At 71.7% G+C, this 17,308-nt stretch carries 16 protein-coding genes; 10 read left to right on the top strand and 6 right to left on the bottom strand.

What is annotated here, in order from left to right:
* Positions 1 to 87: 87 nt before the first annotated feature.
* Positions 88 to 1,182: a phosphotransferase gene (locus ABTX78_RS31645; protein ID WP_352210219.1), complete on the top strand. Its 1,095-nt coding sequence runs from the start codon at positions 88 to 90 to the stop codon at positions 1,180 to 1,182.
* On the opposite strand, the gene ABTX78_RS31640 is transcribed toward ABTX78_RS31645, so the two are convergent.
* Both ABTX78_RS31640 and ABTX78_RS31635 read right to left on the bottom strand, forming a co-directional pair.
* Positions 1,150 to 1,875, bottom strand: a complete 726-nt coding sequence (locus tag ABTX78_RS31640) for an ABC transporter permease (protein WP_352210248.1) — start codon at positions 1,873 to 1,875, stop codon at positions 1,150 to 1,152. The two genes, ABTX78_RS31645 and ABTX78_RS31640, sit on opposite strands and share 33 nt — an antisense overlap.
* Positions 1,876 to 1,921: 46 nt before the next feature.
* Positions 1,922 to 2,866 carry an ATP-binding cassette domain-containing protein gene (locus tag ABTX78_RS31635; protein ID WP_352210218.1) on the bottom strand — a complete coding sequence of 315 codons (945 nt, stop codon included), beginning with the start codon at positions 2,864 to 2,866 and terminating at the stop codon, positions 1,922 to 1,924.
* A 100-nt stretch (positions 2,867 to 2,966) separates the two neighbouring features.
* Here ABTX78_RS31635 and ABTX78_RS31630 point away from each other — a divergent pair, with 100 nt between their 5' ends.
* From ABTX78_RS31630 to ABTX78_RS31620, 3 genes are all read left to right on the top strand, one after another.
* Positions 2,967 to 3,746 (top strand): TetR/AcrR family transcriptional regulator C-terminal domain-containing protein, encoded by a 780-nt coding sequence (locus ABTX78_RS31630; protein ID WP_352210217.1) that lies wholly within the window; start codon positions 2,967 to 2,969, stop codon positions 3,744 to 3,746.
* A gap of 39 nt (positions 3,747 to 3,785) precedes the next feature.
* Positions 3,786 to 4,442: a TetR/AcrR family transcriptional regulator gene (locus tag ABTX78_RS31625; protein ID WP_352210216.1), complete on the top strand. Its 657-nt coding sequence runs from the start codon at positions 3,786 to 3,788 to the stop codon at positions 4,440 to 4,442.
* 91 nt (positions 4,443 to 4,533) lie between these two features.
* Positions 4,534 to 6,606, top strand: coding sequence for a HelD family protein (locus tag ABTX78_RS31620; protein WP_352210215.1), 2,073 nt, complete (start codon positions 4,534 to 4,536; stop codon positions 6,604 to 6,606).
* 15 nt (positions 6,607 to 6,621) lie between these two features.
* On the opposite strand, the gene ABTX78_RS31615 is transcribed toward ABTX78_RS31620, so the two are convergent.
* Positions 6,622 to 7,101 (bottom strand): DinB family protein, encoded by a 480-nt coding sequence (locus tag ABTX78_RS31615; protein WP_502994023.1) that lies wholly within the window; start codon positions 7,099 to 7,101, stop codon positions 6,622 to 6,624.
* A 369-nt stretch (positions 7,102 to 7,470) separates the two neighbouring features.
* Between ABTX78_RS31615 and ABTX78_RS31610 the strand changes: the two genes are divergently transcribed.
* The 3 genes from ABTX78_RS31610 (at position 7,471) to ABTX78_RS31600 (ending at position 8,974) form a co-directional block, all read left to right on the top strand.
* Complete coding sequence (locus tag ABTX78_RS31610) at positions 7,471 to 7,905, top strand: helix-turn-helix domain-containing protein (RefSeq protein WP_352210213.1); 435 nt, start codon at positions 7,471 to 7,473, stop codon at positions 7,903 to 7,905.
* Between the two features lie 26 nt (positions 7,906 to 7,931).
* Positions 7,932 to 8,519: a hypothetical protein gene (locus ABTX78_RS31605; protein WP_352210212.1), complete on the top strand. Its 588-nt coding sequence runs from the start codon at positions 7,932 to 7,934 to the stop codon at positions 8,517 to 8,519.
* Between the two features lie 119 nt (positions 8,520 to 8,638).
* Positions 8,639 to 8,974, top strand: coding sequence for a DUF2516 family protein (locus tag ABTX78_RS31600; protein WP_313945564.1), 336 nt, complete (start codon positions 8,639 to 8,641; stop codon positions 8,972 to 8,974).
* Between the two features lie 47 nt (positions 8,975 to 9,021).
* On the opposite strand, the gene ABTX78_RS31595 is transcribed toward ABTX78_RS31600, so the two are convergent.
* The 3 genes from ABTX78_RS31595 to ABTX78_RS31585 all read right to left on the bottom strand — a co-directional run bounded on the left by ABTX78_RS31595 (position 9,022) and on the right by ABTX78_RS31585 (position 12,685).
* On the bottom strand, positions 9,022 to 10,356 hold the full coding sequence (locus tag ABTX78_RS31595; RefSeq protein ID WP_352210211.1) for a PP2C family protein-serine/threonine phosphatase: 1,335 nt from the start codon (positions 10,354 to 10,356) through the stop codon (positions 9,022 to 9,024).
* Between the two features lie 301 nt (positions 10,357 to 10,657).
* Positions 10,658 to 11,728, bottom strand: a complete 1,071-nt coding sequence (locus ABTX78_RS31590) for a C40 family peptidase (RefSeq protein WP_352210210.1) — start codon at positions 11,726 to 11,728, stop codon at positions 10,658 to 10,660.
* Positions 11,729 to 11,905: 177 nt separating this feature from the next.
* Entirely contained in the window at positions 11,906 to 12,685 is a 780-nt protein-coding gene (locus ABTX78_RS31585; protein WP_352210209.1) for a class I SAM-dependent methyltransferase, read from the bottom strand.
* A 150-nt stretch (positions 12,686 to 12,835) separates the two neighbouring features.
* Here ABTX78_RS31585 and mshA point away from each other — a divergent pair, with 150 nt between their 5' ends.
* The 3 genes from mshA to ABTX78_RS31570 all read left to right on the top strand — a co-directional run bounded on the left by mshA (position 12,836) and on the right by ABTX78_RS31570 (position 17,291).
* Entirely contained in the window at positions 12,836 to 14,176 is a 1,341-nt protein-coding gene (gene mshA / locus ABTX78_RS31580; protein ID WP_352210208.1) for a D-inositol-3-phosphate glycosyltransferase, read from the top strand.
* The gene (locus ABTX78_RS31575; RefSeq protein WP_352210207.1) at positions 14,169 to 14,663 is read left to right on the top strand and encodes a type III secretion system chaperone family protein; all 495 of its coding nucleotides are present in this window, start codon (positions 14,169 to 14,171) and stop codon (positions 14,661 to 14,663) included. Before mshA ends, ABTX78_RS31575 begins: the two co-directional genes overlap by 8 nt.
* A gap of 942 nt (positions 14,664 to 15,605) precedes the next feature.
* Positions 15,606 to 17,291, top strand: coding sequence for a glycosyl hydrolase family 28-related protein (locus ABTX78_RS31570; protein WP_352210206.1), 1,686 nt, complete (start codon positions 15,606 to 15,608; stop codon positions 17,289 to 17,291).
* The last annotated feature ends 17 nt before the right edge of the window (positions 17,292 to 17,308 follow it).

Raw genomic sequence — 17,308 nt, 5'->3', positions numbered from 1 at the left:
GCTTTGCCGAAAAAGCCGCCCCGGCACTTCCTGGACGGATAGCTTCCTCGGATCACTTCCTGATCCGGAACATCAAGGGCACCAGCGATGACAGTGGACGCGGCTTCGGAGGTTCGCCGGCGGGCCGGCGCGCTGAGCCGCGACGACCGGCTGGTCATCGGTCCGCTGGAGGGCCACCACCACGAGACGTACGCCTTTCCCCTGCCGGTCCCGCTGAAGGGCCGGTTCGAGCGGGCCAAGCTGCGGGTGCGGCGCCCGGACGTGGTGTGGTTCGACAGGCGCTGCTTCGAGGTCGAGGACGAGCTCCTGATGGTCCTTCAGGACCGGATCGACCGGATCCCGGTCCAGGACGAGGTCCTTCCGGGCGTCGTCCTCACCGGCTTCGTCGAAGGCGGCCCGCTGGGCCGCCGTTCCCCGACCGAACGGCAGCTGCGCCAGCTCGGTCTGCTGTTCCGGCAGTTGGCCGCCGTCCCGGCCGACGACCTCAGGGGACTGCGGCGCACCGGCGGACACGAGAACCACGGTGTGCGGCCCGGTGACTCGGGCGCCTTTCTGAACCGGCTCGTCGGGTTCACCACCGACGACGTCCTCCGCCACAACTACCCCGCGTACGGCGAGCTGTTCACGGCGTTCGGCGTCGAGTCCGACGCCCTGGAGGCGCTCCGGCCACGCAAGGGCCACCGGGTCCTGACGAACCGCCCCTTCACCCTGCTCCACGGCGACCTGCACCGGGACAACTTCATCGTCGACCGGTCCGGCGACCTGTGGACCATCGACTGGGAGCTCGCCCTGATCGGCGACCCCCTCTACGAGCTGGCCACCCACCTGCATCTGATGCGCTACACGGCGGGGTGGGAGACCCGCGTCGCCCGGCTGTGGGCGGACGCCCTGGACGGCACCGGGGCCACCCGCGGCTGGGAGAAGGACCTGCCGCATCTGCTCGACTACAAGCGCGTCCAGTCCGTCGTCACGGACATCGTCCGGACCGCCCAGACCATCGGCGCCCGGCCCGACGCCACCGGCCCGGAGTTCCACGACGCGGCGAACCGGGTCCATCGGGCCCTGGTCGCGGCGCGCGAACCGCTGCGGCTGACCGCCGTCCCCTCGCTGCACCGGGTGATGGCGGTCTATGCCGACTGGCTCAAGTCCTCACCGCGTCCGCATCCGGAACAGCACCCCTGACACCCCCGTCGCCACCGCCATGATCCCCGCGCACCACGCCAGCGCCGTCCACGGTGTCGTGCCCACCGGCTGGGAGAGCAGCAGGCCGCGCAGGGACTCGATCAGCGGCGTCACCGGCTGGTGGTCCGCGAACGAGTGGAGCCAGCCCGGCATCGTGTCGATCGGGACGAACGCGCTGCTCGGGTAGGGCAGGAACGACATGAAGAAGGTGAAGCCGCCCGCCGCCTCCGGACTCCTCGCCAGCAGGCCCACCGCCGCCGCGAGCCAGGAGATCGCGATCAGGAACGCGATCAGGATGCCGCCGGCCGCCAGCCAGGCCGCGGGGGACGCCGAGGGGCGGAAGCCGACCAGCAGGGCGACCGCGAGGACCAGTGCCGTGGAGAGAAGGTTGCGCAGGGTGCTGGCGGCGACATGACCCGTCAGGATCGCCGTGCCGCCGACGTCCAGGGAGCGGAAGCGGTCGATGATGCCGCCCTTCGTGTCCTCGCTCACCCCTACCGCCGTGGTCGAGGCGCCGAAGGCTGCGCACAGGACGAGGATGCCGGGCACCACGTACGTCACGTACGCCGTCCCGGTGTCGATGGCTCCGCCGAAGAAGTAGATGAAGACCACCATCATCATCAGCGGCAGCATCATCGAGGTGATGACGGCGTCGACGTTGCGCCGGCTCAGGCGGATGCTGCGGCCGGACATCGTCAGGGCGGTGGTCAGCGTGGGCGCCACCGTACGGCTCAGGGCGTCAGACACGGGCGGGCTCCTTGCCGGTCAGGGTGAGGAAGACGTCGTCGAGCGTGGCCTGCCGGACCGAGAAGCGGACGATGTCCCGGCGCTGCGGGTCGAGTTCGTCCAGCAGGGCGCGGACCTCCGCCGCGGTGCCGTCCGTCGGAAAGCCGACGGTGAGGGTCTCGGGGACGCGGTGGACGGAGCGGCCGGGTGCGTGGGACTCGATCCGCAGATACGCCGCCGCGTCGGCGAGGACCAGGTCGAGGCGGTGGCCCGCGACCCTGGCCTTGAGTTCGTCGGCCGTGCCCTCCGCGACGACCCTGCCACCGTCGACGAGTGCGATACGGTCCGCGAGCCGGTCGGCCTCCTCCAGGTACTGCGTGGTCAGGAACACCGTCGCGCCCCCGGCGGACAGTTCGCGTACCACCTGCCACAACTCGGCGCGGCTGCGCGGATCGAGACCGGTCGTCGGCTCGTCGAGGAAGACCACGTCGGGCCGTCCGACGAGCCCGGCGGCGAGGTCGAGGCGCCGGCGCATCCCTCCGGAGTAGGTGACGGTCCGGCGGCGCGCGGCGTCCGAGAGGCCGAACCGTTCGAGGAGTTCGGCGGCCCGCTGCCGGGCGGCCGGGCGGGACAGTCCGCTCAGACGGCCCATCATGCGGAGGTTCTCCTCGCCCGTCTGCTTCTCGTCGATCGCCGCGAACTGGCCGGTCAGGCTGATGGCCCGGCGCACCTGCGTCCGCTCGCGCACGATGTCGTACCCCGCGACGCGTGCCTGTCCCGCGTCGGCGGTGGTGAGAGTGGCGAGGATGCGGACGGCGGTGGTCTTGCCCGCGCCGTTCGGGCCGAGCAGGGCGAAGACGCTGCCCGTCTCGACCCGCAGATCGATGCCGTGGAGCACGTCGACCTTCCCGTACGCCTTGACGAGACCGGTGGCCTCGACGGCGGCTGACTGCTTCATGACGGGCTCCCCCTTATGCGTATGCCATACGCGCTACTGCGTAAGGGTTACGCATTACTAGGATGTGCGTCAAGCGATCGGGGCAGCGAGGCGGAGAGCGATGACGGACACCAGCGGCGACGGCGGCGGTACCGGGCTGCCCGCCAGCATCGAGGCGGCGTGGGGTCTGCGGGACCGCCCGGCGAAGGGACCGAAACCCGGCCTCAACCTCGAACGGATCGTCGCGGCGGCGGTCGCCCTGGCGGCGGCGGAAGGGCTCGGCGCCGTGTCGATGGGGCGGGTCGCCAAGGAGCTGGGCGTCTCGACGATGTCCCTGTACCGGTACGTCGCGGCCAAGGACGAGCTCTACATCCTGATGCAGGAGGCGGTCATCGGCATGCCCCCCGAGCCGCCCGGCCCGGACGCGGGCTGGCGGGTGGCGATGGCGGCCTGGGCGAGCGCGCAGCGCGAGGTCTTCCACCGCAATCTCTGGGCCCTGCGCATCCCCATCTCCGGCCCGCCGGCCACGCCCCATTCGGTGGCCTGGTGGGATCAGGGCCTCGCGGCGCTGGAGGGTACGGGCCTGGACGAGGGCGACAAGATCTCGGTGATCATGCTGGTCGGCGGCTTCGTGCGGAACGAGGCGCTGCTGACGGCGGACCTGGCGGCGGCGGTCGCCAGGAGCGGCGCCGGTCCGCAAGAGGCCATGCGTGGCTGGGCCAACACCGTGAAGCGACTGGCGGACCCGGCCCGCTATCCGTCGGTGGCCAAGCTGATGGAGTCCACGGCGATGTTCGAGCCGGACGAGCCGGGCGCCGATTTCGTCTTCGGGCTGGAGACGATCCTGGACGGCGTGGAGGCGCTGATCCGCAGGCGGGGCGGCCCCTGCGCGGCGGGGTGATCACCGTGGCCGCGCGAGGCGGTGCGTAGGCTCGGGTCCATGAGCGGTGGGACGGGCCTTCGTGAACGGAAGAAGCGGCAGACGTACCGCGCGATCTCGGACGCCGCGATCGCGCTCTTCCTGGAGAAGGGCTTCGAGGCGGTCTCCGTCGCCGAGATCGCCGCGGCGGCCGACGTCTCCAAGCCCACGCTTTTCCGCTACTTCCCCGCCAAGGAGGACCTGGCGCTCCACCGGTTCGCCGACCACGAGGACGAGGCGGCCCGCGTCGTGGCCGCACGGGAGCCGGGGGTCTCGGCGCTGGACGCTCTGCTGGGGCACTTCCTCGCCGGCCTTGACCGCGGCGACCCCGTGACCGGGCTCAGCGATGTCCCGCAGGTGCTCGCCTTCCACCGGCTGCTGTACGGCACGCCGAGCCTGGTGGCGCGGCTGTACGCGTACCAGGCGCGGTCCGAGGAGGCCCTGGCGGCGGCGCTCGACGGCGGAGAACCCCGGACGGGGGCAGCCGCGGACGGTGCCGGCGTCCCGGTGACCGCCAGGCTCGCCGCCGGGCAGATCGTCGCCGTCATCCGCATCCTGGCCGAGGAGAACTGGCGCCGGATCGCGGCAGGGGAGAGCGCCGAGGAGGTACGGCCGTCCGCCGAGGACGCCGCACGGCTGGCCTTCGCCCAACTCCGCAACGGTCTCGGTCAGGTGTGACCGGGCTCAGGTCTGACTGGTCGGTCCATCGGGCGGACGCCTGGATGAGTCTCGGTTAAGAATGTAACTCGGTTACGTTATTCTCGATGGAATGACGGCACCCGACGACGCACTCAGCCATGCCCTCACTCAGGAACGCACTTTCCACGACGCCTGCCGCGCGGCTCTGACCGGCATGGTCGACGGTGCGGCCCAGGACGTCGTCGACGGCGAGAACGCCTTCGCCTCGGGAGCCGACGCCGAAGTTCTGGGCTACGAACTGCGCAGCCGGGCCAAGGCGTTGAGCGAGGAGCCGGACAGCCCGCTCTTCTTCGGCCGCCTCGACTTCGGGCAGGAGGCGACCGCCGGCGAACACCGTGGGCAGAGCTACCACATCGGCCGCCGCCGGATCACCGAACATCCCTCCGCGCCGCCGCTCGTCGTCGACTGGCGCGCGCCCGTCTCCCGCGCCTTCTACCAGGCAGGTCCTCGCGATCCACGCGGCGTCGCCGTACGCCGCCGTTTCGGCTGGGCGCCGTTGAGCAAGGGCGATTCGGCGGATCTGACCGGCCTGGAGGACGAACGTCTCGCTGATGTGCCCGGCACCGGCACACACGACCTCGTGCCGGGCCCCTCTACCAGCCGTACCAGCGCCATCGTGGCCGACGAGATCGAGCGCCCTCGCGTCGGTCCCATGCGCGACATCGCCGCCACCATCCAGCCCGAACAGGACGACCTCGTACGGTCCGGGCTCGCCGAATCGCTGTGCGTGCAGGGCGCTCCCGGCACCGGCAAGACCGCTGTCGGACTGCACCGGGCCGCCTATCTCCTCTACACCTTCCCGCAGCGCATCCGGCGCGGCGGACTGCTGGTCCTCGGGCCCAACCGCACCTTCCTCACCTACATTTCGGCCGTCCTGCCCGCGCTCGGCGAAAGCGGTGTCCGGCAGTCGACCGTCGACGACGAGATCGCCCGTCACGAGGTACGCGCGCAGGACAGCGCTGCCGCCGCGGCCGTCAAGCACGACGTCCAGATGGCCGAGGTGCTGCACCGGGCCCTGTACGCACGGGTGTTGCCGCCCGCCGCGCCGGTCGTCGTGCCCGACGGCTCGTACCGCTGGCGCGTCCCGCTCCCCGAACTGCGGCGCATCGTCGACGAGGTGCGGGCGCAGGCGCCGCCGTACGCCGTCGGACGGGAACGCGTCCGTACCCGCGCCGTCCGGGCGATCCTGCTCCAGGCGGAGCGGCGCGCCGGGCCGATGGGCAACACCTGGGTGCAGCGGATCAGCCGTTCCCGCCCGGTCTCCGCCTTCGTCGACGCGGTCTGGCCGCGAACGCAGCCGGAGGAGGTTCTCACCGGCCTGCTCACCGACCCCGCGGATCCGCTCCTCACCGCGGCGGAGCAGGACGCGATCAGGTGGACCAGGCCTCCGCGCTCGTACAGGTCCGCGCGATGGACGGCGGCCGACCTCGTACTCCTCGACGAACTCGCCGGGCTGATCGAACGCCCGGAGGGTTACGGCCACATCGTCGTCGACGAGGCGCAGGACCTGTCGCCCATGCAGTGCCGGGCCATCGCGCGGCGCGCCGGGTTCGGATCGCTGACGGTGCTCGGCGACCTCGCCCAGGGCACCACACCGTGGGCGGCCCGCAGTTGGCCCGAGCAACTGGCCCATCTCGGCAAGGAGAACGCGGCCGTGGTCCCGCTGACGGAAGGCTTCCGTGTCCCGGCGGCGATCGTGGCCTTTGCGAACCGGCTGGTTCCCTCGCTCGGGGTCGACGTGCCGCCGGCGCGTTCGCTGCGCGGCGACGGCGCGCTGAGTGTCCGCGAGGTCGGCGACGTGGTGACCGCGACGGTCGCAGCCGTACGGGCGGCGCTGGAGCACGACGGCTCGGTCGGAGTGATCGCGGACGAGCCGGACACGCACCGGCTGCGCACCGCGCTCGCCGGGGCGGGCATCGCGACCGCCGCCGCGGACGACCTCGCGGCGGCCGCCCGCGTCACCGTGCTGCCCGCGGCGGCGGCCAAGGGCCTGGAGTACGACCATGTCGTCGTCGCCGAACCTGCCGCCATCGCCGGGGCGGAGGCCCGTGGCCTGCACCGGCTGTATGTCGTCCTCACTCGGGCCGTGTCCCGGCTCGATGTCCTGCACACCCGCCCGCTGCCGGGCGAACTCGGCCCGTAGCGACCGGTGGGGCGGTCAGGCGCCGACCGTTCCGTCGATCCCCTCGCGGAGGAAGTCGGCGTGGCCGTTGTGCCGCGCGTACTCGTGGATCAGGTGCAGCATCACCAGCCGCAGCGAGACGTCCTCGCCCCACCGCGCCTGGTAGCCGGTCACGTCGAGGGACGCGGCCTCCTTCTCGATCCGGCGCGCGTGGTCGAGCTCCGTCCGCCAGGCCGCGAACGCCTCCGCGCCGGTGGACCGGCTCGCGTCGTACGCCACCTGGTAGTCGCCCTCGTCCGACCAGACGAGCGGGATGTCCTCGCCGTTGATCACCCGGCGGAACCAGGTGCGCTCCACCTCCGCCATGTGCCGCACGAGCCCCAGCAGGGTGAGTGTCGACGGCGGCATCGACCGGCGGCGCAGCTCGTCGTCGGTGAGTCCCTCGGTCTTCATGGCGAGGGTCGCCCGGTGGTAGTCGAGGTAGGCGCGCAGCGTCTCGCGCTCGTCCCCCCGCATGGGCGGGTCGATGCGGTCGTCGGTCACGGTGGGTCCTTTCGGGAGGTCGGTCCCGAGGGCACCGACCCGGCGGCGTGCACCGGACCATGGTGGCAGGGCGGATCGCGGACGGCACGGGGTTTCGGGACGGGGTGAGGACGGGCCTCAGCAGGGCGGCGGGCGGCCGGGCAAGCGGCCGGAACCGTACGGTCCGTGGTGTTCTCACGGCGCGTACCGGCGGATCTCCCGCGAACCTCTGGCAGGCTCGGAGTGCGAGTGCGAGCCGCCCGTCGCCGGGTAGGCGGCCCCCAGGGCCGTACGGGTGTTGCGTGGAACACTATTGCAAGCAGTTGCTTGCAATAGTTAGCGCGAGTGTGCACCATCGAGAACATGGCATCACTCAACGTCGGCAGTCTCGGTGAGTATCTGCGGGAGCAGCGGCGCACGGCGCAGCTCTCCCTGCGGCAGCTCGCCGACGCCGCCGGAGTGTCCAATCCGTATCTGAGCCAGATCGAGCGCGGGCTGCGCAAGCCGAGCGCGGAGGTGCTCCAGCAGGTCGCCAAGGCCCTGCGGATCTCCGCCGAGACGCTGTACGTGCGGGCCGGGATTCTCGATGAGCGGGATCGGGATGAGCTGGAGACGCGTGCCGTCATCCTGGCCGACCCCTCGATCAACGAACGCCAGAAGGCCGTACTGCTCCAGATCTACGAGTCCTTCCGCAAGGAGAACGGATTCGAGGCCGAGGACGGCGCGGTCACGGAGGACACCGACGTTGAAGGGCCCCGCACGGCCGACGGCAGTGTTGCCGACCCACCCTCACAATGAATCTGCGTTCCGGGAGGACCACAGTCATGGCCATCACCGATGACCTGCGCAAGACCCTCACCGACCCGACCCCCCTCTACTTCGCGGCCGGCACGGCCGACCTCGCCGTCCAGCAGGCGAAGAAGGTCCCCGCGCTGATCGAGCAGCTCCGCGCCGAGGCGCCGAGCCGCATCGACGCCGTGCGCAACACCGACCCCAAGGCTGTCCAGGAGAAGGTCTCCGTCCAGGCCAAGGAGGCCCAGGCGACCGTCCAGGCCAAGGTCACCGAGGTGCTCGGCACCTTCGACGCCGACCTGAAGAAGCTGGGCGAGAGCGCCCAGGACCTGGCCCTGCGCAGCGTCGGCGTCGCCGCCGAGTACGCCGTGAAGGCCCGTGAGGCGTACGAGAAGGTCGCCGAGCACGGCGAGCAGACCGTGAAGACCTGGCGCGGCGAGGCGGCCGAGGAGATCAACGAGATCGCCGTCGCCGTCGAGCCCGATCCGGAGCCGAAGGTCACGAAGCCGGCCGAGGCGAAGCCCACGGTCGCCGCGGTCGTTCCGCCGGCCCCGGCCGCCAAGAAGAGCGGGCCGCGCAAGCCCGCGCCGAAGAAGACGGGCACGCCGCCGGCCAACTAGGGCGGCGCCGGCAACGGCGTACGGAGAAAAACGGGCCGGGCACCATTGAGGTGTCCGGCCCGTTCTCCCGATAGCTTTGGCGGCGAGGCGCTCCTTCACGACTCACGAGGCGGTACTCCATGTTGCGCGCGGGATTCGACTTCACACTCTGGCTGGTGCTGGACCTGGTCTTCCTGGTCACCTCGGTGACCGCTCTGATCATGGCCGCGCTGGCCCGCAAGGACGCCTACACCGCCGCCGACAAGCAGACGAAGAACTTCTGGCTGATCATCCTGGGCATCACGGTCGCGGTGAACCTGTTCGTGTCCGTGCTGTTCCTGTCGATCGCCGGACTGATCGCCAGCATCGTCTTCTTCGTCGACGTGCGTCCCGCGCTCGCGCAGGTGTCCGGGGGCGGCAGGCGCGGCGGCTCCAGCAGCGACGGCCCGTACGGCCCCTACAACGGCGGCAGGTAGCCCGCGGCGCGGCCACTCGCGCCGTCACGGCATCGCCGTGCGACGGCTCAGGCCGTCTGCCGGTCCCTGCTCAGCAGCAGTACCGCCACGTCGTCCGTGAGGTCGCCGCCGTTCAGCTCGCGTACCTCCGACACCGCCGACTCCAGCAGCGCCTCGCCCTCGAGCCCCTCGCCCAGCTGCCGGTTGATCATGTCGAGCATGCCCTCCTGGCCCAGGCGCTGTTTCTCGCCCGGCCCGGCACGGCCCTCGATCAGCCCGTCGGTGTACATCATCAGGCTCCACGCGCCGCCCAGCTCCACCTGGCGGCGCGGCCAGCGGGCGCGCGGCAGCAGACCGAGTGCCGGGCCGCCGTTCTCGTACGGCAGCAGCTGCGCGGCCTTGCCCTTGCGGGCGATCAGCGGGGACGGATGGCCCGCCAGGCACAGTCCGGCCCGCCGGCCGTCGGGGGCGATGTCGACCGTGCACAGCGTCGCGAAGATCTCGTCGCTCTCCCGCTCGTGCTCCAGCACCTTCTGCATCGTCGAGAGCAGCTCGTCCCCGCACAGACCCGCGAAGGTCAGCGCCCGCCAGGCGATCCGCAGCTCCACACCGAGCGCCGCCTCGTCCGGGCCGTGGCCGCAGACGTCGCCGATCATGGCGTGGACCGTGCCGTCCGGGGTGCGGACGGTGTCGTAGAAGTCGCCGCCGAGCAGCGCCCGGGAACGGCCGGGGCGGTAGCGGGCGGCGAACCGCAGATTCGAGCCCTCCAGCAGGGGGGTGGGCAGCAGGCCGCGCTCCAGCCGGGCGTTCTCCTGTGCGCGCAGCCGGGACTCAGCGAGTTTCATCTGCGCGGTGTCGGCGCGCTTGCGTTCCACGGCGTACCGCACGGCCCGGCTGAGCAGCCGGGCGTCGAGCTCGTCGCGGAAGAGATGGTCCTGGGCGCCCAGCTGCACCGCATCGGCCGCGCGCTGGGCATCGCCGGAGGTCGTCAGGGCGAGCACCGCGTGGCGCGGTGCGAGCCGCAGGACGTGCTTGAGCGGCGAGAGGGGCTCGTCGCCGGTGCCGGGCAGGGCGAGGTCGACCAGGATGCAGTGGACGTCGTCGGTGAGCAGGCGTGCGGCCTCGGTGAGGTTGCGCGCGCTGCGGACCTTGACGCGGGCGCCGGCCGTGTCGGGCAGCTCGGGTACGGAGAAGGAGCCCGCAGGGTCGTCCTCGATCACCAGGAGCGTGAGGTCGCCGCCGCTGACACCGCTGCCGCCGCCGGATACGCCTGTGGAGCCGCCGAGGCCGCTGTCGCCGAGGCCGCCGCCGGAGCGGCTGCCGACGACTCCGGCGCCGCCGACGGCGCCGTGTGCGGTCTCCGCGACGGGGACGTTCCTCTGTCGCGGTACGGGTACGGGCATTGACTCGGTTTCCTTCCCTCCCCCCGAGGGCGCGGCAGGACGCCGATCGACGTCCCGCCCGACGGGGACCATAGCGGTAGCCCCGGCCGTAGCGGAATGGCGAAGGACATAGAGCCGGTGGCATATGCCGCGCATGGGGAGGTAGTTGACGCCGGGGCCATGACGAACATCACGCCCTGGGCATGATCCACAGCGCGGTTGGCGCCATGAGCCCGGTGGTGGCGCAGGTCACGTGCTCAGGTGCCGGGCGTAGGACGGCGAGAAGCGCTCAGGTGCCGTGGCGTACGACGGCGAGAAGGGCTCATTTGTCGGGGCGTACGACTCCGAGAATCGTCATCGAACCCGCCCCCGCGAGGGTCACATTCCGCCCGGGGCGCGGGGCGTGCACGATCGCGCCGTCGCCTATGTACATCCCGACATGGCTGGCGTCGGCGTGGTAGATGATCAGGTCGCCGGGCCGCATGTCCTTGACGTCGATCCGCGGCAGCAGCCGCCACTGCTCCTGCGAGGTGCGCGGGATGCCGCGGCCGGCGGCCGACCACGCCTGCGAGGTGAGTCCCGAGCAGTCGAAGGAGCCCGGTCCCTCGGCGCCCCAGACGTACGGCTTGCCGATCTGGGCGGTGGCGAACCGCACCGCCTTCTTGCCCTGTGCGGTCGCCGCGCCGCCGATTCCCTTGAGCGCGCCCGAACTCAGCCAGGTGGTCTGCGCCTTGTACTCCGCCTGCCGTTCCAGCTCGAGAAGGCGCGCGCGCTCCTCCTTCTCCAGCAGGTCCTGTATCTTCCTGGCCGCCGCGATCTTGCCGTCGATCTTCTTCTTGGCGGCGGCCTGCTTGACGCGGTGCGCCTCCAGCGTCTTCCAGTGGGCGCCGGCGTCCTTCGAGTACGCGGCCAAATCGGCCTGCGCCCGGGTGAGTTCGCCGAGGAGGTCCTTGGTCGCCTTCTGGCTCTGCCGGATCCGGCCCATGCCGTCGAGGAACAGCCCCGGGTCGTCCGTGAGGATCAACTGCGCCTCGGGCGGCAGCCCGCCGCCCTGGTACTGCACGCGGGCGGCCGCACCGGCACGGCTCTTGAGGTCGTCGACGCGCGCCTGGACCTTGACGGTCTCCTGGGCCAGCCTGACGATCTCGGCCGACTGCTTCTCGGCCTTCTCCTCGGCGAGTTTGTACGCGTCCGCCGCGGACGCCGCCTGCCGGTAGAGGGCGTCGAGTTCGAGACGGACCTGCTCCAGCGTCTTCTTCGGCACGGCCGGCGCGCCGGAGGAGGGCGGCGGTTCGGGCGCGGCGGTGGCGGCGAAAGCCTGTCCCGATGACGCCAGCACGGTCAGAGCGCAGACCAGAGTGATCGCGGCAGTGGCACAGTGGCGTCGGTTCACGACTTCCCCTCCGTAACCCGGGCGTGTGCCAGGAAACCTGATTTACCGTCAGTAACTTTGTGTGTGATGTCGCGATGGTGCCACGGCCTCCGTCAAAGCGACAGAGTCATTCGGGAGATCACACCCACTTCACAGGGACGAACGATCAGGGCCGCACGTTCCCCGCGGGCGCGGGTTTCACCCGGAACCGGGCGCCAGCGCCGTCCAGTTCACGGTGACTTCCCCCTGCCGCCACCGCCGGTCCTTCGACAGCGGCCAGTCGGCCGCCAGTTCGGCCACCGTCCTGACCCAGCGCTGCCGCGCGCCGAGCGAGGCGTACGGGGCGGCGGCCGCCCAGGCGCGGTCGAAGTCGCGCAGGAAGGCGTGGACCGGCTCGCCCGGCACATTGCGGTGGATCAGGGCCTTGGGTAGCCGCTCCGCCAGGTCGGAGGGGCGCTCCAGGGAGGCCAGCCGGGCCGCGAAGGTGACCGTCCGCGGCCCCTCGGGCCCGAGCGCCACCCACACGTGCCGCCGTCCGATCTCGTCGCAGGTGCCCTCGACGAGCACACCGCCGGGCGCGAGGCGCGCGCACAGCCGCGTCCAGACGGCGGCGACCTCGCCCTCGTCGTACTGGCGCAGCACGTTCGCCGCGCGGATCAGGGCGGGCGGCCGGTCCGACGGGACCTCGAACCCGCCGTGCCGGAAGGTGAGCCCTTCGCGTTCGTACGGCTTCGCCGCCGCGACCCGCACCGGATCGATCTCGATGCCGACGACCTCGCAGCGGGGGTCGGCCGTACGCAGCCGCTGGAGCAGTTCGACGGCGGTCCAGGGGGCCGCGCCGTACCCGAGGTCGACGGCGACCGGCCGCTCGCCGCGGCGCAGAGCGGCGCCGTGGGTGGCCGCGATCCAGCGGTCCATCCGGCGCAGCCGGTTGGGGTTGGTCGTCCCGCGGGTCGCGGTGCCGACGGGACGGTTCATGCCAGCGAGGGTATACGTGCCGAGGTGACGGTAATGATTTGGCAAAGCAGGGGGTGGCGGGAAATGGAAGCCACGGGTCCGCTGTTGTAGCTGGCTGGTAGGGCTGCGTGCCCGCAGTTCGCCGTGCCCGGACCGAGGAGGACATCCGACGTGAGCCAGTATGTCTCGCGCCTCGGCAGCAGCCTGGTGACCCCGCGCATCCGGTTCCCCGGCGGCCAGCGCAAGCCGCGCCGGATCGCGATGCTCAGCGTCCACACCTCACCGCTGCACCAGCCCGGGACGGGCGACGCGGGCGGTATGAACGTCTACATCGTGGAGCTCGCCAAGCGGCTCGCCGCGATCAACATCGAGGTCGAGATCTTCACCCGGGCCACCACCGGTGGTCTGGCGCCGCGCGTCGAACTCGCCCCCGGAGTGCTCGTACGCCACGTCGACGCCGGCCCCTACGAGGGGCTCGCCAAGGAGGAGCTGCCCGGCCAGCTCTGTGCCTTCACCCACGGCGTGATGCAGGCGTGGGCCCGCCACCGCCCCGGCTACTACGACCTCGTGCACTCCCACTACTGGCTCTCCGGCCACGTCGGCTGGCTCGCCGCCGAACGCTGGGGCGTCCCCCTGGTGCACGCCATGCACACCATGGCCAAGGTCAAGAACGCGGCGCTCGCCGACGGTGACACGCCCGAGCCCGCCTCCCGCGTCATCGGCGAGACGCAGATCGTCGACGCGGCGGACCGTCTGATCGCGAACACCGCGGAGGAGGCGGACGAACTCGTCCGGTTCTACGACGCGGACCCGGCGAAGGTCGCGGTCGTGCACCCCGGCGTGAACCTGGACCGCTTCCGGCCCCTGGACGGCCGCGGACCCGCGCGCGCCCGCCTCGGAGTGCCGCAGGGCGCCTTCGTCCCCCTCTTCGCGGGCCGCATCCAGCCCCTGAAGGCCCCCGACATCCTGCTGCGCGCGGTGGCACTGCTCCTGGACCGCGTGCCCTCGCTGCGCTCGAAGGTCTACGTCCCCATCGTCGGCGGCCCCTCGGGCAGCGGCCTCGCCAAGCCGGAAGGCCTGCAGAAACTGGCCGCGCGCCTCGGCATCGCGGACGTCGTCCACTTCCACCCGCCGGTCGGCCAGGACACCCTCGCGGACTGGTTCCGCGCCGCGTCCACGCTGGTCATGCCCTCCTACAGCGAGTCCTTCGGCCTCGTCGCCATCGAGGCGCAGGCGACCGGCACGCCGGTGATCGCGGCGGAGGTCGGCGGCCTTCCGGTAGCCGTACGCGACGAGGTCACCGGCCTGCTGATCCCCGGCCACGACCCCGCCGACTACGCGGAGGCGCTGCACCGCCTGCTCGCGAACCAGGACCTCGCGGGCCGCATGGGCGCGGCGGCGGCCCGCCACGCGGAGTCCTTCGGCTGGGACACCGCGGCGTCGGCGACGGCAGACGTCTACACGGCCGCGATGTACGAACACCGCCGGCGGGTACGCTCGCATCATGGCTGACCTACGGCAGGCCGCGGAGATCATCGAGAAGACACTGGGCGACGCGGACCTCGCCTGGGAGAACCCGGCACCCGGCACATACGTGGTCCAACTCCCCGGCACCCGCAAGCTGTCGACGACCTGCTCCCTGCGGGTCGGCAAGCACGCCCTCTCGGTGAACGCCTTCGTGATCCGCCACCCCGACGAGAACGACGCGGCGGTCCACCGCTGGCTGCTCGAACGGAACCTGAAGCTGTACGGGGTGAGCTACGCGATCGACACCCTCGGCGACATCTACCTCACGGGCACACTCCCGCTCTCCGTGATCACCCCGGAGGAACTGGACCGCCTCCTGGGCACGGTCCTGGAGGCGTCGGACGGTGCGTTCAACACGCTGCTGGAGCTGGGTTTCGCGAACGCGATCCGCAAGGAGTACGCGTGGAGGGTGTCGCGAGGCGAGTCGACGCGGAACCTGGACGCGTTCACAAACCTGACCGCGGAGGAGTAGCTCCCGGCACGCCGGGGGGCCCGCACCTCATGTGTCTCAGCCGCGCGCGGGAGGGGTTGCACCTGTGTGTTTTGCGGGGCCGACGCCCCACACCCCCCATGGGGCGGCAGCTTCGCGCCGCGAGGGCCTACCGCCACCGGACCGGTGCGGGGGAAAGGGGGCTTGCGGGACTGCGCCCCACGGCCCCGCTGGCGCGGCAGTTTCGCGCCGCTGAGTCACCCGCCCCTGTCCGGTGCGGGTGAGAAGAAGAAGTTCATGCAGGGCCGACGCCCCATACCCCCATGGGGCGGTAGCTTCGCGCCGCGAGCGGCCTACCCCCACGCTGGCGCGGCAGCTTCGCGCCGCTGAGTCACCCGCACCTGTCCAGTGCGGGTGAGAAGAAGGAGTTCATGGGGGGCCGGCGCCCCACGCCCCCCTGGGCGGCAGCTTGCGCCGCAAAACAGGCGCGCCTACGCGTGTGCCCGGACGCCAACGGGTCTCGCCCTCGGCCGCCCGGGAGGGGGCGTGCAGGGTCGGCCCCGCAGGGGATCGGCGGCAACACCCGGGTGCTCAATGCAAGGAACCTGTACGCCGCCGACCCCGAGGAGTCGAGCCCGGAGGGCCCCCGGACAACCACCCGAGGCCCCAAGCACCTCGCCCACCCCCCGGACCCGACGCCGGACAGACCGAGGCCCAGGCGCCTCGCCCGCGCCCCGGACCAGCACCCGAGGCCCCAGGCGCCTCGCCCACGCCCCGGACCCGCCACCGGACAAGCACCCGAGGCCCAAGCACCTCGCCCACCCCCCGGACCCGACGCCGCACAAGGGCCCGCACCCCAAAGGCCCGCACGCACCCGCACCCCGCACAACCCCCCCGCACACCCCTTCCCGCACCCCACACCCTCATGGCATGCTCACCACCAACTCCCATATGAACGTTGTTCACATTCGTGGAAGGCGGCTCATGGACACCGGTCAGCGCCCCATCAGCAGACGCACTCTGCTCGGCAGTGCCACCGCCGTCGCAGCAGCCTGTGCCACCAGCGGCACCGTCTTCAGCGGCACCGCACACGCCGCCGACCCCTCCTCCCTGTGGCGCGAGTACCGCCGCAACCCCTTCAACCACCCCCAGATCCCCTACATCGGCCGCGCCGGCCGCCACCGCGGTGACCACCACGCGCCGAGGCACCACACGCACACGCACACCACCGTCGACGTCCTCGACTTCGGGGCAAAGCCCGACGGCTCCGCCGACGCCGCCCCCGCCATCAACCGCGCCCTCGCCGCCGTCGGCAAGCGCGGCGGCGGCACCGTCCGCATACCCCCCGGCACCTACCGCATCGACGACGTCATCCGCATCGGCCACAGCAACGTCGTCCTCAAGGGCGCCGGCAGCACCCGCACCAAGCTGCTCGCCGCCAAGAACCTCACCGAGCTCATCGGCCCGTACGGCAGTCGTTACGGCGGCGACAAGTCCTCCTGGTCCTGGGCCGGAGGGCTCATCTGGCTCTGCCCGAACGGGCGTTGGGACAGCCTCGTCGATGCCATCCGGGCCAAGGACTGGCCCTTCGAGGGCTGGACCGGCAACCAGCGCGACGAGTGGCGCACCCTCGCCACCGTCCGCGCCGCCAAGCGCGGCGACTGGACCGTGACCGTCCCCGACACCCGCGAACTGCGCCGCGGCCAGCTCGTCCTGCTGCGCATCGCGGACGACGCCCAGTACACGCTGCTGGAGCACATGGCCGGAGACGGCCCCGGCCCCGAGGCGTACTTCTGGGCCGACAAGACCAAGCTGACCAGCTACATCCCGTACGAGTGGCCGGTCCGCATCACCGCGGTGAAGCGGAACAGGGTCACGTTCGAGCGCCCCCTGCCGCTGGATCTGCGCCCCGAGTGGGACCCCCGACTCGTCACACCGGTCACGCCGCTCACCGACTCGGGTGTCGAGGGGCTCACCCTGGAGGCCGTCGAGACCCCGCAGTCCCCGCACCTGCTCGACAAGGGCTACAACGGCGTCACCTTCCAGTGCGCGTACGACTGCTGGGCGGACGACGTGACGGTCCGTCACGCGGACAACGGGTTCGGCCTGGTCGCCGCGTCCGCCTGCACCCTGCGCCGTACCCGGGTCGAAGGCCGCGGCTCCCACCACCCGTACTTCTGCCGTGAGGGCTCGCACGACAACCTCGTCGAGGACTTCACCATCGCCCGGCGCACCGTCCCGGCCCCGGCCGGCACCCAGTTGCACGGCATCAACGTCGAGGGGCTGTCCAGCTACAACGTCTGGTCGCGCGGCCGGATGGAGATGGGCACCTTCGACACCCACCGCGGTATGCCGTTCGCCAACGTCCGCACCGAGATCACGGTGAACAACGACGGCCGGCACGGCGGCGACGCCGGCGCGGGCCCGCTCTACGGCGCCCGGTTCACGCACTGGAACATCACCGTCACCAACGAACGCGCAGGACTGATCAAGATCGACGGAATCGCCCCGTACAGCGCGACCGTCGCCATCTCCACGGTCCGAGAGTTCGACCAGACGGACGTACCCGACTTCACCGGAGACCTGCACTCCCGGCTGGAGGCATACGGAGCCCCGGGTGGCGTGCAGCCGCGCAATCTGCATCAGGCGCAGCGCGCTCTGCACCCGTAGGCGCCCCTGACCTCTCC

This window comes from Streptomyces sp. NPDC096193 (assembly GCF_040302905.1).
Classification (GTDB): domain Bacteria; phylum Actinomycetota; class Actinomycetes; order Streptomycetales; family Streptomycetaceae; genus Streptomyces.
Note: the sequence above shows the minus strand (reverse complement) of the source record. Positions and strands in the feature narration are given on the sequence as shown.